Below are 13,807 nucleotides of genomic sequence, written 5' to 3' on the forward strand. Positions count from 1 at the left end.
CCCATTGGTACACCTCGATTTAGCGTGTACCCAAGGGTGTCCCCTAGGAAATATTGAGTAGAACAAACTCAGTAATAGCAAGGCTTCATACCACCTACTCAATGAATAAATTCAATAGGGTTTCATAACATACCAGAACATATCACAAAGCCAGCATACACCTTGTTGTATCTGGCTTTTTTACTATCAGAGCATTGCAGAACGAATCACAGTAGCGCATGACTATCGTGTACCACTAGGGTGTACCCAAAGCACATTTAGAAAACCATTTTGGGTACACCCCCTATTTTTCATTGGAGATTGCACAATGCCTAAACTCACCGATAAAGAGATCAGGGCGTGGATAAAGTCAGGCAAAAGGTTCGAGGGGAAAGCGGACGGTAACGGGCTATATTTACGTTTTAGAGAGGCTGACCGAATTCCATCATGGCGTTTCAGATATAAATTGGCTGGAAAGTCTAGAACCATGAACTTAGGAACGTATGCTGACCTATCACTAGCCAAAGCAAGAGAACTGACCAGAGAGCTATCAGCTCGTGTTGCTTTGGGCTATGACGTTGCCGGAGAGAAACAGGAACGCAAGGCCGAAGCGCTGGCAAAGATTGACGCTATAAAGGTATCAGACTTAGCAGCTGAATATTTTGAGCGCCAGATACTCCCACGCTGGAAACCCCCCGACATACTCCGAAGGCGTATAGCGTGCGATTGGTTGCGTTATATGAAGATGTAAAAAAATCACCGTTAAAGGTGAGCCGTGCCGAGATCTGCGTTGTTGAATAATCACCCAATAAATGTACAATTAATATGTACAGATTTGGAGGAATATTATGCGTACATACACCTCAACTCAAGCCCGTGCCAACATCGCGGAAGTGTTGGACACAGCGGCTCACGGTGAACCTGTTGAAATCACTCGTCGAGACGGTAGTTCAGCGGTCGTTATCAGTAGAACTGAATTCGATAATTGGCAAAACGCTAAGCTGGATGCAGAGTTCGATTCGATTATGCAACGTCATGGGCATACGATAGAGGCACTGACAAATCGATGATATGGGTCAGCGCACAGGAAGTTACCCGACCATAGATTAATGCGACAGAACCCTTCTGATAATCTCATTCAAGATGAAGCAAAGCGGCATTATTTTTTAAGATAATGCCGTTGATAATATTACAGGATAGATAAACCCTGATTATCATTACTTCCCAGCAGGGATTTTCGCTGATTTCCAGGCAGTAAATAATGCCAATAGTGGAGTAATGGCGAAGAGTAAAAATAGCCAATAAGAAGAGGAGGAAGCACCACTGACACCACCGGGTTGGTAAAACCCAAACACATTAACGGTCATACCCGCCAATGCAGAACCAAATGCGCTCGCAGATAGCTGAACGATGGTAATAGATGCCCCCCCGATATCTTTATCAGAATCGGCAGAAACCTGTAAGATGCGGGTCACAATGTGCGGCCAGCCAAAACCGACCCCAAAACCAAATAGCCCCAGCCCAAGAATAAGCGGCAATATGGTTTGCCACTGACCTGACGATGAGCGCGGCAGCATAACAATCAGCAACACCATGCCAAGCAGCATAAAGATAGGGCCACTCACAATGGAAAACCGCATCTTTGCCCCCTGCCAACCCGCGCTGAGTATTTCTGCAATCGTCCAGCCTACTGCTGCTGCTGCAATCATATATCCGGAAGCCAGTGGAGATTGCCCATGCAGAACTTGCAGAAAATAAGGAACAAAAACGTCACTCGACAGGCCAATCACTAATAACAACATGGTTGTGAACAATACCAGATGAGGGGAACGTAAACTCAACGCATTCTGGGGCAATAGTTTCACTAGGGTACGGCGCTCATGGATAATCAATAACGCGATCAATACCACCGCCGCAATGATACCACTAATATTGGTCTTCAGATCTTGTGACAAGCTACCTGCGGAAACCGCCATAACCGCAGCCGACAGCAGAAACAGCTGTACAATCGGCAATGCCGCTTTGGTTTCATTCTGTACATTTTTTTTCGGTAAAATCAGGTAGGTAAATAAGGCATACAACAGCGTGATTGGCAACATGATGCCAAAAGCATAACGCCATGTGTCCATTTCAGCAAAAATGCCGCCGATGGCAGGCCCGGCTAAAGTCGCTACGCCCCACATACCAGAAATCAACGCCATAGCACGAGGCCAGAGTGATTGAGGAAAAACCAGATTTACCATGGAATATGAAAGTGCAAACAGCAACCCACCGCCAAATCCTTGAATAGTTCTCCCAATCAACATCACTTCCATCGTCGGTGCCAACGTACAGAATAAACTGCCTACAAAAAAGACCAGTGCCGCAATCAGATAGGATTTTCTCGCTCCCGAAGCTCTCAATAATCGGGCAGAAAGTATCGCCCCAATAATTGATGTCACAACAAACAGAGTTGTATTCCAAGCATAGAGATTCAAACCTCCAATGTCGTTGACGACAGAAGGCAAAATGGTAATCGCAATTAAAGAGTTAATAGCAACTAATGCTACACCCAGTGAAAGCGCCATTGCATTCGCCGCATTTTTGCTGGAAAAAAGATCACTCCAACTATTTTCCTCAGTTACTATCATGATTATTATCCTGAACACCAGTTGAGTTGTGAAAAGTCTTACGATAAATTAAACAAGATAAATCTTGGAATAAATTAATGTAGGGTTCAACAATATGTCAAGCATTGACTTGGAAAATAACATCATAACTGCACAGACTGTGAGCGAACGGTTATTGATGCTACTGAAAACACGAGGCGCCATGCAAGCCTCTGATGCAGGCAAAATATTGGGAACCTCTGGAGAAGCGGCTCGTCAACAATTTGTGAAACTGGCTAAAGAGGGTCTGGTTGAAGCAGAATCAGAAACGAGAGGAGTGGGTCGCCCTATTCAGCTCTGGCATTTAACGGACAAAGGCCACGCCCGATTCCCGAATACTCACGCAGAGTTAACGGTTCAACTGTTGACCATCATTCGCAGTCAACTCGGCGAAACTGCCATAGATTTACTCATCAACACGCGCGAACAAAAAACTTCTGCCAGCTATAAAATCGCGATGGAAGGCGCTGCGGAGTTGCAGGAAAAAATTGAGCGTCTGGTCGCAATACGCAATCAGGAAGGTTATATGGCGCAATATTCGGTTCAGGAAGATGGCGCGATTCTGTTTATTGAAAACCACTGTCCTATCTGTGCAGCCGCCACAATATGCCAAGGATTTTGTCGGGCAGAGCTGAAACTGTTTCGGGAAATTCTGCAAGCCGAAGTGGAGAGAACAGAATATATCTTGAACGGTGCCCGACGCTGCGCCTACCGCATCACGCCATTGAAATAGACGGAATAAAACCTACACGACTGGAAGCACGTAGGTTTTATTCGCCTTAATTTCCGGTCGATTCAACCAAATACAAAATCCATCAGTTCATCCTTGGTCGGTGCGCCATCAGAGCCAGAACGGCTGACAGTCACGGCCGCAACACGGTTGCCCAGCTCCACCGCATCACGCAGCGACATTCCCTGAGACAGCCCAGCCAGCATGCCGCCACAATGCGCATCACCCGCACCAATGGTATCTGCAACGTTGACCTGATAAGCAGGAATATATTCCGGTTCGCAGCCCGGCTGACATATCCACGCTCCCTCTGCACCAAGACGAACAATGGCAGTGAACCCCCGCTCATTAACATAACGGCCAGCCTGTACCACTGGATCGCCGGCGCCACACAGCATCGCCGTTTCATCAAGATTTAAACTCAATATTGTTCTTTCAGCAGGCAGTGCCTGAATAAACTCCCTATCTATATCAGGCAGACGAGGGCCAAAATCCAATACCAATGTCAGCCCTGAGGGAGAAGCCAGCAACCATTCACGCAAAACGTCTGCTTTTGGGTTTGCCAATTCATAGCCGCTGGAATAGATATGCCCCTGCTCCGGAAGCGGAATAGTCGCCAGAATATCGGCATTCCAACTATCGTCACAACCGGGGACAGAAACGTATATGCGCTTATCATCTGGCGTCATCATGGCAATGCACCAGCTATTGTCACGTTTTGGATGACGCAATGTCACTGTTAATCCGAGCATTTCCATCTCTTCTGTGACACGTTCTCCCCAAACACCATTACCCACGAATATGCCATTGATAACCGGAATTTGAAGACGGCACAATGCCCGCACAACGTTGAAAGCACAGCCGCCTACTTGCCGATCAACTTCTTCAGCTTCCCAATATTCACCGCTGTGGGGTAATTCAGATAACCTGAGAACAATATCTCCTGTAGCCGACCCCATAACCACAACAGGCAGTAAAGGTACTTTCATCTTGTATACCTACCCGGCATCAAATACAGACCATAACAAATAAAACTGACAAAAAATGACAGGAGCAGGCCAAGACTGGAATTCGCAAAAATGCCAACTGCCCATGGACCACTGATGAAGTCATTTTTCGTCACCAGAAAACCGACAAATGCACCCAATAACCAACACAATACGGGGATCCATTTAATGCCACTATTTGAACCATCACCATTGTACAAGCTATCAGGACAATAACCCTGCTTACGGCGGACGACAATGTAGTCAAGTAAGAATATCGCCTCCCACGGAGCCAGAAACACACCGCAGAATAACAGGAATGAGACGAATGGCCCCATGAAGTCGCCAGTAACAAAAAGAAGATAAATCGCAAGAGTCAGAACAATAATGGAATCAATGGTAACAGCATGGATCTGTTTGACTTTTATCCCCAATGTCAAAAAGTTCAAGCTAGCAGAATAGAGGCTCAATACTGCCATTGTTACTATCCCTGCCGTTGCCGTCATCAAGTAAGGGATCACCATCCAATCCGGCAAAATCGAGCCAATTTGAGCGATAGGGTTCTCTGATGTGGGAAGATTGGGTAATTGAACAGAGAGCAGAATGCCCGCAAACAATAACAGCACCAAAGGAATCATTCCTCCCGCAGTGACTGCTGTAAAAATTCCCAATTTGGAAGAACCTTCGCTCTGATAGCGGCTGTAATCCGCTCCCGTAGCCGCCCACGCTATCCCCGTCCCCGCAGCAACCACCGAAACCGCTGGCAGGAATCCCGTTAACCAACTGCCGGATGGCATAGCTAGCACCGCTTTCCACTCTGTCGTAAACAGAATATAAAACACGACAACCAGTGTCATCGCGCCAAAAACGTGGATAATCCAGCGCTGCATGGCAATGAGCATCTCTTTTCCCAGCAGAGTGACGCCAATTGACAGCCCTGCAAATAATATCATGCTGATCACGGTCAAAAGTGTACTTTCAGTGAGCCCGCAAGCCTGAAATAACGCAGAGAGTGTTAAAGTTCCAGTAACGATATTAATGGACTCCCACCCGAGGGAGATGCCCCAGAAAATCATGGTCGGCGCAATATTTCCCCTGATGCCAAAAATGTTACGAGAAAGCGTCAGAGTTGAAGTTCTTCCCAGTTTACCGCTGAAACTGAGATAACCCACTAAGGCAAAACTGGATAGCCCTATCAATACCGCCAGTGCAGATTGTAGAAAAGAGAGTTTAAAGGAAACAATAATGGCACCATAAATAATGCCAAGAATGCCAATGTTGGCGGCCGACCAGATCCAGAACAGATCCATCGGTGTACCCGTGCGTTCTGAAGGAGGGACAATATCAATACCTGTGTGTTCTACCTTCCAGAATCCCTGATTATTCTGCTGTGTACCCATTACGTTTTCCATCATTGTCTCAAGGGAAGGTGCTTAAGACACAAGGAATAAAGCCCTACCTGAGTTGATTTGACTAATCTGTAACATTTCCTTGGCAGGAAACACGATTATATTGAATAACGTCCTGAAAACGGCTCTGGTCATGGTTTGAAGGGTACTCACTCCCCTAGGTTGGCACAAACAATCGCGCGCATTATCGGAGTACCATCAAAAAATCTCACCATGACCAGAGCACTACGTACCGACTCGATTAACTCTTGACGAAGCCAACAAAGCCTCTGATTCTTCAAGTGCCTCATAGCAACTCGACGGTCGCTATGTTATTCCAGAGCCAGCATAGTGCTCAGACTTTGAAGAATACATAACACACTTATTTCTCGCATCAGATCAGGTAGTTTCAAAGTGATACTGACAAACTCCCGACTTCTTATATAAGCAAGATTTATACTTTACATTAATAATTAAGGCCAATGAAAGTCCAATATTGTTATTTTGTGATGCCAATCTAACTCCAATACACTCTTACCTTAGTGTAAATGCTAATGTACACTTACTCCGCCAAATAACCGGGGTTAAAAAGAATGCCAAATCACTTTGTTGACTGGGTTCGCGAAGAACTGAAAAAGAAAAGTAGTAGTCCTCGTTACATACAATTACAACAAGCCATTGAAATTGCGATTAAAAAACAATTAATAAACGAGGATGATTTTTTACCGCCTGAGCGCCGGTTAGCTGAATTGCTTAATATATCGCGAGTGACAGTCAGTAAGGCTATGCAGCTCTTGGAAGAAAAAGGGGTGATCATACGCCAGCAAGGTGTTGGTACACAGGTTGCCAAACCCGGTGGAAGCTCACTCAATCAGGCCGTGGGTTTCACTTCCCAGATCGTGAAAGAAGGTGGAACGGTATCCAATTATTGGTTATCGCGGCGTATCATTCCTGCACCGGAAGATATTGCCAGAAAATTATCCATTCACATCGGTGAAAAAATTGCTGAACTGCGTCGTATCCGCCTTGCCAACGGTACACCTGTTTCCCTTGAAAATACCTATATTCCCCGTGAATATTTGCCCAATCCTGAATTATTGGAAGATTCCCTGTATACGCATTGGGAAGAGCAAGGTATTCACCTCACCAACGTGAATCACAAAATAAAAGCTATTGCCTGCTCTATGGAACTTGCCATATTGCTCAATATCGCTGAAAAATCGCCATTGCTGCAAATTCATCAAATAAGCCAGAATAATCAGAACGAGATTATTGAGTTCAGTGAAATATTATGCCGTGGTGATATTTATGGGTTGGATTTCAATGCACCACAGAATATCGACATTAAATATAATAAAAAAAGCCGCCATCAATAGACAATCAATTCAAAAAAACATTCTCTCTTTCTCATTTACCTATGATGATTTATCCCTTTCTGCCAGACATCTGGCAGAAAGGGATAGAGATAGCTACTCTTTTCCTGCTGAATTCAATTGCTGGTAAATATAGTGTTTATAACTATCGACCAGAGCTTTGTCCTGACAGTCATTCAACGCACCATCACATAAATGACGCATCGTCATATTGGCCTGATAGAATGGCGGTGCCGTCAATCGAGCGCGTTCCAGAATCATACCACCGAGGAAGGAGATATCCGTCAGCTTGCCTGTTGTAATGGCAGTTCCCTGCGCCAGATTATCCCGCATAGTAAATTGAGTTATGTGTGCCGGATCAGCTAACGGAGAATCATATTGCCCAAAATGAATACTTGGCTGATGATCACCAAAATAGAGGAAAAGCGTTGGTTTATCGCGTGTGGCAACAAATTCACTGAAATCCTTGATAGCAGGATCAGATGCCTTGATTTTCTCCATATAATGGCTGAACTTACCTACTGCTGATGAACCCTCCAGTTTGCCTGTCAAACCGTAATCATCGCTATGCCCTTCATCATAAGGGCCGTGTTCATACATCGTCAGAGAGAAAATAAAGATAGGCTTGTCCGTCTCCTTGGCCAGAATCGTCTTCACATAAGACAGCATATCTTGTGTTGGGATCGTCCATAAATTTTCCTCCAGACTGGCTGGATAACCCAGTTCCTGTGGCTGGATAATGCGATCAACACCCATTGTCTTGTAAGCATGTCCAGCATGATAGGCTGACTTATTGAATGGCGTCAGTACAACGGTGTAATAACCATTATCTTTCATGGCGCGGAACAGGCTGTTTTGCAGGTGATCAACGACAAAATAAAATACTGCATTTTTGCGGGAGCCGAAATCATCCGTGTTCAATCCCGTCAAAACAGAGAATTCAGATAGCCATGTTCCCCCCCCAAAGGTTTGCACTCTGAGTGGGCTTTGAGCGCTGACATCGGCATCACGCTGGAACATATAAAGATCTGGCAGCTGAACATTGGCAGGCAATTGGTAAATATGGGGATTAACGGTGGATTCCTGTAATAGCAGAACCACATCAGGTTTCACATCTGACTGAGGCTCAGGCAAGGTAACGCTTTTTGCCTGTTGCAGAAAATAGTCCGCAGACTCACCAAATTGGGGCGGCTGGTATTCAGTATCTTTAGCTGACATCATCATGTTAGTCATGGTTCCACGCCCTTTCGGCAATTCCCGCTGCCATGTTGCGTAGTAAGCATTGGTGGTCAGATTGACGACACAGACACCGGCGGCAACCAGCGCCACACTGGCAACGCGCCATTTTATCCCACATGCAGGGCCTGCTTTTCGCCAACTCAACACCATATTGAAGATCAACCAGATCAGCATCGCTGCCATCGCAACACCTGCCAGCCAGTAATGACGCAGGGTTTCCTGATTTGACGGGTCTAGCATGACATTCAAATCGGAAAACATCAGGTGTTCTTTGTAGTAATGGACTTTTATCTGGTTGATGAATTTGATGATAATGAATACGGTTCCGGTAAACGCCGCCGAAAATAGCCAACGGGCTGAAACCAAAAACGCCAGACCAAAGATGACACCGAATACGCCGACAGAAACTAATGCTGGGTAGATATCACTGCTTTTTTCAAACACTATTATCCAGGACGCAATCAGCAGCACCCCCAAATAGATCCCCGAGATTATCTTTTTTTTCATACGCCATTCAGTTCCATAATTGAGTTCAGTTTTGCACCGACCGATGAAAATAACATGGTTGCCCGATATACCGTGCATAAAATAAGGCACCATTTTCGTTAAAACCATTCATCTGAAACCATTTCGCGAAAAAAGTTCACGAAATTAATTCGGTTGGAACAATTTTTTAGAACATTCCCTCATCCCACAGAATATGCCAATCAGATTTTCTCGGTCAGGAACAATCGCGGCAATCAGGGAGTGCTGGATATTGTGCCAATGCCGAGTTCGAGAAAGGGTTTTGCAATCCAGCGGAACACTGTTTATTTTATTTGCGATAAGATATCGTCCAATTCCATCTTCAATGGATTGTCATACAGCGCTTTTTGCTGCGTCTGCGCGATTTACGCAGCAAAATGGAGATAACTTGAAAATGGGTGATTTTCTGTCGCTAATGTTTTGGGACGCTCGGCGCGGCGTTGATACAAGTTTTTCAGGTTGGCAAACAATAACGGAGGAATAAAACCTGCTCCCCTTTCATTCACGCGCTCTTTGCCTAGCTGATCTTTGGGTACGATGCGAATACTCATAACCTTTTTACCTTTTATCTTTCTGGTTCAGTGGCCTATTGTAATTCCATCATTCGTAAGGAGTACCCCTTTGCTTAGGACAAATTTATATTATTAGACATTGTCATTCCATCTGAACGATGGGAAATAATGTAAGATAAAATAGTTTAATTACAAAATAATAGAATACATGCTCTATTAAACTTAAAATTAGCAAGAGGCTACTTTGAACATAATAAAAATCAACAAACAGATAGGGGATATATGATACAGAATAAAAAATCCGTCCAATTATCACATTCTGTTGTTCATTATTACTGTGTGGGAGAAGGCGATGGCATTGTGTTTTTGCACGGAACTAACAGTGATGGAGAAAGCAGTTTTGGCCATATCGTCAATGAATTCTCGAAAAACAATACGGTGATTATTCCTGATTATGCCGGATGTGGGAATTCTACCCTTCCACAAGGCGAAATCACGGCTGAACAATTGGCAGAGCAAATTGCCGCGATTATCAAAGACAGCGCAAAATACCCTGTTACTTTGGTTGGCACATCATTAGGCGCTGTCGTTGCCGCCGTTGTCGCTGCCAATTATCCTGAGTTAATCAGCAAACTGGTATTAACCGCCCCTTGGGCAAGCAGCCAAGATGCCAGGCACCAGTTGATGTTTCAAACTTGGTTGGAATTAGAACAAAACGCCCCAGACAGCGCCACGGCTTTTGGCCTTTCTCACGTATTAAGCCCGGTGTTTCTGACCTCATTGGGCAATGAAAAAATCAAACAGATTTGCAGTAAAGCATCGGCAAAAGATACGGATAAAAGAATTCAGCTTGGACTAAATATCGATATTAATGAATCATTAGGCATGATAAAGCAGCCTACTTTAGTGATAGGGTTGGAGTTCGATACTCTGATCCCGATTTATCAAGTAGTGAAGGTTCATCAGAAAATAACACAGAGCCAATATAGTAGAATAGCCAGTGGGCATGCTGTACAAATGGAGAATCCACAGGATTGGATAAGTTGTATTAAAAATTTTTTACAGAGAACATGACATTCCCACTGTCAGGATCGGCTTCGAAACCCGAGCACCGATTTTGCGGTGGTGATAATCTCATATCGGTTATTAAGCGCAGCATTAATAAATTATTTTTCCTGAAAAAACATCAATAAGACATATCGAAAATTAAAATCTCTGTACAGATTTTAATTATTACAACATTAAACTTAAGAATATTTTTCCACCACCAACTATTGAATATGAATATCCCCAAGCAAATATTATATAAATAATAATCATTAATTAAATATAAAACACCATTTCACATTAATTAGTTTTATTATTTTATACATGAGCATGCGATTAAATAAGATATATGGACACCAACTTGAATTCAGTCGGTGTCCATATATCTTATTTAGCTGTCACTCCTGTTAAATAATTTGGTCTGTGTAGCAGTTTTTTATTCAGAAAGAGTGTATTTGAGTTGTTATCTTATTATTCCATCAGATTTTTTATGGAAAGAACAACTCTACTGACTTATTAGTATGGTTATCTGACTACATCAGAGCAATTGACCAAAGTTGCATATCGATCGTTCAAAGCAGCCATTGCAGCTTTATGTACTGAGTCAGCTTTAACCAGTGAACCATCAATATATTTCAAGTCACGGCTAGCGCAAGCATCTGCACAGACAAAGTTTTCATATCCCAACTCTAATGCTTTGATAGCTGTAGCAGTGACACACATATGGCTCATAAAACCTGCCAATACGAGCTGCTTTCGGCTAGTCAGTGATAACAAGTCACTTAATTCTGTATTGTAAAACGAACTAGGTAATGATTTGGTGACAATTTCCTCCTCAGTATTAGCTTCAACATCCTTAATCAAACTTGCTTTATCAGTGGTAGGGTCAAATATAGCAGAGCCGGGTTTGGCATGATGTACAACATGAAAGACAGGAACATTATTTTTTCTGGCATACGCTAATAGCTTAGCAGCGTTGGCGATAGCTTCTCGGCCCTGTTCACCTAATTGTAAAGCACCATCAGAATATTCTCTCTGAAAATCAATTAATATGAGTGCTGCTTTATTCCAATCAAGTTTCTTTTCTGATGATCCAGATATTTCTAGTAATGTTTTTGGTGAGTTCATTATCTTACCCTTTATTTGTTAATTAAACTCACTTAGGTTACGAAATCTCATATCAAAAGTAATTATGAAATATTGCATATAGTATGTGCAAAAAAGTTCTTATACATTGAACCGCCATCAACTGGCGAGAAAGATGCCTACTATTATAGCAACTGACCGCTCTTCTGAAAAATTGCACTCTAGGTCGTCGATACGCGTTATTAGAGGATATCCAGCGTGAGCGTAACCGATATGAGAAAAGCGGCTCAACCCATACCCCAAAAAGGGTTATTGAGTCCATAGAGGCCATGATGCATCACATGAAAAATAAGTTAGCCGAGCTTGAGGCTCTTATTGCCGAACATATAAACCAGCACCCTAATTTAAAAAAAGATTTTGAACTTTTAACCTCAATAAAGGGGATTGGAACTCAGATGGGTCTTAACGTACGGATACCTTTACTCGTGCAACGTAAGTCGCTGCATATCTTGGTGTTATTCCTATTGCAAAGCAGTCAGGTACATCGGTGTATGGTCGAGTGCGCTTATCTAAAACGGGGCCTGCTAAAATCAGGGCTAAGTTCTTTATGTCTGCACTCACTGCAGTTCGTTTTAATCCCCACATAAATGATTTATATAATCGATTGGTTAATAAAGGGAAGGCAAAAATGTTGGCTTTAGGCGCTGCGATGCGTAAGTTAGTTCATTTGTGCTACGGAGTATTAAATACGCAGCAATCATATGATGAAAACTATGCTATTAGAACTTGACCATCAAGATGGTAGCTTATTAGTCGAATCCGCCATTTATAAATGTTACGATTTATATCTTATTGATTACACAGAGTACATATATGGATAGTGTAAATTGGGATGATTTGAGGTTTTTTACAGCGCTAGTAGAATGTCGTACAGTTTCTGCTGCTTCAAAAAGATTAAATGTGAACTATGCAACAGTATCTAGACGAATAGAGCGCTTAGAACATACTTTGAGGCAGCGTCTTTTTGATCGGACCCAGGATGGTTATATTCCAACAGTTGAAGGTCTAATCTTATATAAAAAAACATCTCTGGTGAGAGAAAATGTTGAAAGTTTAGAGGAGTACTTTAGTCTGGGGGGGAAGTTTAAAAAAAGCGTAGTTATTTCGATGGTTTCTTCAATGGCAGAATATTTCCTCATTCCTAAGCTAAGTGATTTTGTCAAAAAACATCCAGAAATTAGGCTAGAAATTGATGTGTCAAATCGGAATGTTAGTATTCCAAGAAAAGAAGCTGATATAGCATTCCGTTTAGAGCTTCCAGAAAAAGGAGAATATTTAAGCAAAAAAGTAGGTGATATTACTTATAAACTCTGTGCCACACCTGAAATTATAGAAAAAATTAAAAATGAGGTAAATGTTAGCATTATTACCTTTAACAGTGATTTTAGTCATTTACCCGAATCTCAGTATCTAATCAGGCGCTTTGGAAATAAATCAATTCGGTTCCAATCAAACTCAGTTACTACTCAACGTATTGCGGCCGAAAATGGGTATGGTGTAGCCTTACTTCCATCACTGGCAATTAAAAATAGCCCATTAGTTTCTTTAGAATTGGATGAACCTATAATACGTTCAATATGGATGCTGACATCCAAACACACAATGCAAATGACAGCAAGTCGATTAGTCGCTGATGAACTACAAAGAATTTTTGATGGGATGAAATAAATGGATTATCGACTCTATATTTTATTAAAAATTTTAAATTGACAATCACCATCTATAAAATTATCAATATGATTTTCCCCTCCTCGCAGAGATCTAAAAATAAAAAAATCTAATAATAATCCTTTCCACGCTAATAGTAACGAAGAGCTAGTAAAAGATAATAAAACCTACCTTTCTTTCCTTTATTAGGTTCTTGTTGATGTGGAAATTTCCGCAATGGAAATATGTGCTCATCAAATGTTAAAAAATGATGATATGCCTTATGAATTTAGATTGGATTTAGCAAAACAAGTTTGGGATGAAAGTAGGCATGAAGAAGCAAATTCCTTCGTTTATATCAATAACGATGAAGCCTTTCATGTCCAAATAGGTAATAAATGGATATCGTATTTAGCAGAAATCAATGAATTAAGTGAGGAGCAGCTATTGAATGTTATGGTAGTTGCTTCGGAAAAGATAGGTATCCCATTGTTTGGAAAAGGAGGGTGGAATTCAGAAATACGGAAACTCATTGGTTTATAGAAACCAGGGAAAAACTATCATCTTGATAGAGATAAAGACAGAAG

12 protein-coding genes and 2 pseudogenes are annotated in these 13,807 nt (G+C 42.4%); 8 read left to right on the forward strand and 6 right to left on the reverse strand.

The features are described from left to right. Window positions 1-307 precede the first annotated feature (307 nt). Window positions 308-706: pseudogene (locus XBJ1_RS18780) on the forward strand (Arm DNA-binding domain-containing protein); the annotation flags it as partial. 121 nt (window positions 707-827) lie between these two features. Beyond that, on the forward strand, window positions 828-1,049 hold the full coding sequence (locus XBJ1_RS18785) for a type II toxin-antitoxin system Phd/YefM family antitoxin (protein ID WP_012990619.1): 222 nt from the start codon (window positions 828-830) through the stop codon (window positions 1,047-1,049). 147 nt (window positions 1,050-1,196) lie between these two features. Here the strand turns inward: XBJ1_RS18785 and XBJ1_RS18790 are convergent, their stop codons facing one another. Further along, complete coding sequence (locus XBJ1_RS18790) at window positions 1,197-2,609, reverse strand: MFS transporter (protein ID WP_012990620.1); 1,413 nt, start codon at window positions 2,607-2,609, stop codon at window positions 1,197-1,199. A 94-nt stretch (window positions 2,610-2,703) separates the two neighbouring features. On the opposite strand from XBJ1_RS18790, the gene XBJ1_RS18795 reads away from it, so the two are divergent. Continuing rightward, window positions 2,704-3,360 carry a helix-turn-helix transcriptional regulator gene (locus XBJ1_RS18795; protein WP_012990621.1) on the forward strand — a complete coding sequence of 219 codons (657 nt, stop codon included), beginning with the start codon at window positions 2,704-2,706 and terminating at the stop codon, window positions 3,358-3,360. A 62-nt stretch (window positions 3,361-3,422) separates the two neighbouring features. Here the strand turns inward: XBJ1_RS18795 and XBJ1_RS18800 are convergent, their stop codons facing one another. Together XBJ1_RS18800 and XBJ1_RS18805 are read right to left on the reverse strand one after the other, a co-directional pair. After that, window positions 3,423-4,346, reverse strand: coding sequence for a PfkB family carbohydrate kinase (locus tag XBJ1_RS18800; protein ID WP_012990622.1), 924 nt, complete (start codon window positions 4,344-4,346; stop codon window positions 3,423-3,425). Then, window positions 4,343-5,743, reverse strand: coding sequence for a purine-cytosine permease family protein (locus XBJ1_RS18805; RefSeq protein ID WP_012990623.1), 1,401 nt, complete (start codon window positions 5,741-5,743; stop codon window positions 4,343-4,345). Before XBJ1_RS18805 ends, XBJ1_RS18800 begins: the two co-directional genes overlap by 4 nt. A gap of 581 nt (window positions 5,744-6,324) precedes the next feature. On the opposite strand from XBJ1_RS18805, the gene XBJ1_RS18810 reads away from it, so the two are divergent. Further along, window positions 6,325-7,107, forward strand: a complete 783-nt coding sequence (locus tag XBJ1_RS18810; protein WP_012990624.1) for a GntR family transcriptional regulator — start codon at window positions 6,325-6,327, stop codon at window positions 7,105-7,107. A gap of 93 nt (window positions 7,108-7,200) precedes the next feature. On the opposite strand, the gene XBJ1_RS18815 is transcribed toward XBJ1_RS18810, so the two are convergent. Then, window positions 7,201-8,850 (reverse strand): LTA synthase family protein, encoded by a 1,650-nt coding sequence (locus tag XBJ1_RS18815; protein WP_038199659.1) that lies wholly within the window; start codon window positions 8,848-8,850, stop codon window positions 7,201-7,203. 383 nt (window positions 8,851-9,233) lie between these two features. Beyond that, window positions 9,234-9,419, reverse strand: coding sequence for a formate dehydrogenase accessory protein FdhE (locus XBJ1_RS19155; RefSeq protein WP_012990626.1), 186 nt, complete (start codon window positions 9,417-9,419; stop codon window positions 9,234-9,236). Between the two features lie 243 nt (window positions 9,420-9,662). Between XBJ1_RS19155 and XBJ1_RS18825 the strand changes: the two genes are divergently transcribed. Then, complete coding sequence (locus XBJ1_RS18825) at window positions 9,663-10,454, forward strand: alpha/beta fold hydrolase (RefSeq protein WP_012990627.1); 792 nt, start codon at window positions 9,663-9,665, stop codon at window positions 10,452-10,454. A 498-nt stretch (window positions 10,455-10,952) separates the two neighbouring features. Here XBJ1_RS18825 and XBJ1_RS18830 read toward each other — a convergent pair whose 3' ends face one another. Then, on the reverse strand, window positions 10,953-11,555 hold the full coding sequence (locus XBJ1_RS18830) for a cysteine hydrolase family protein (RefSeq protein WP_012990628.1): 603 nt from the start codon (window positions 11,553-11,555) through the stop codon (window positions 10,953-10,955). Window positions 11,556-12,021: 466 nt separating this feature from the next. On the opposite strand from XBJ1_RS18830, the pseudogene XBJ1_RS20385 reads away from it, so the two are divergent. The 3 genes and pseudogenes from XBJ1_RS20385 to XBJ1_RS18845 all read left to right on the forward strand — a co-directional run. Beyond that, window positions 12,022-12,303, forward strand: a pseudogene (locus XBJ1_RS20385) (transposase); the annotation flags it as partial. Window positions 12,304-12,386: 83 nt separating this feature from the next. Then, window positions 12,387-13,241, forward strand: coding sequence for a LysR family transcriptional regulator (locus XBJ1_RS18840; RefSeq protein WP_012990632.1), 855 nt, complete (start codon window positions 12,387-12,389; stop codon window positions 13,239-13,241). A 201-nt stretch (window positions 13,242-13,442) separates the two neighbouring features. Then, the gene (locus XBJ1_RS18845) at window positions 13,443-13,763 is read left to right on the forward strand and encodes a hypothetical protein (RefSeq protein WP_143827703.1); all 321 of its coding nucleotides are present in this window, start codon (window positions 13,443-13,445) and stop codon (window positions 13,761-13,763) included. Window positions 13,764-13,807 lie beyond the last annotated feature (44 nt).

The organism is Xenorhabdus bovienii SS-2004 (assembly GCF_000027225.1).
GTDB lineage: Bacteria > Pseudomonadota > Gammaproteobacteria > Enterobacterales > Enterobacteriaceae > Xenorhabdus > Xenorhabdus bovienii_C.

Coding starts and splice junctions, on each gene's coding strand:
- XBJ1_RS18785 (WP_012990619.1), top strand. CDS start 828: ATGCGTACATACACCTCAACTCAAGCCCGTGCCAACATCGCGGAAGTG.
- XBJ1_RS18790 (WP_012990620.1), bottom strand. CDS start 2,609: ATGATAGTAACTGAGGAAAATAGTTGGAGTGATCTTTTTTCCAGCAAA.
- XBJ1_RS18795 (WP_012990621.1), top strand. CDS start 2,704: ATGTCAAGCATTGACTTGGAAAATAACATCATAACTGCACAGACTGTG.
- XBJ1_RS18800 (WP_012990622.1), bottom strand. CDS start 4,346: ATGAAAGTACCTTTACTGCCTGTTGTGGTTATGGGGTCGGCTACAGGA.
- XBJ1_RS18805 (WP_012990623.1), bottom strand. CDS start 5,743: ATGGGTACACAGCAGAATAATCAGGGATTCTGGAAGGTAGAACACACA.
- XBJ1_RS18810 (WP_012990624.1), top strand. CDS start 6,325: ATGCCAAATCACTTTGTTGACTGGGTTCGCGAAGAACTGAAAAAGAAA.
- XBJ1_RS18815 (WP_038199659.1), bottom strand. CDS start 8,850: ATGAAAAAAAAGATAATCTCGGGGATCTATTTGGGGGTGCTGCTGATT.
- XBJ1_RS19155 (WP_012990626.1), bottom strand. CDS start 9,419: ATGAGTATTCGCATCGTACCCAAAGATCAGCTAGGCAAAGAGCGCGTG.
- XBJ1_RS18825 (WP_012990627.1), top strand. CDS start 9,663: ATGATACAGAATAAAAAATCCGTCCAATTATCACATTCTGTTGTTCAT.
- XBJ1_RS18830 (WP_012990628.1), bottom strand. CDS start 11,555: ATGAACTCACCAAAAACATTACTAGAAATATCTGGATCATCAGAAAAG.
- XBJ1_RS18840 (WP_012990632.1), top strand. CDS start 12,387: ATGGATAGTGTAAATTGGGATGATTTGAGGTTTTTTACAGCGCTAGTA.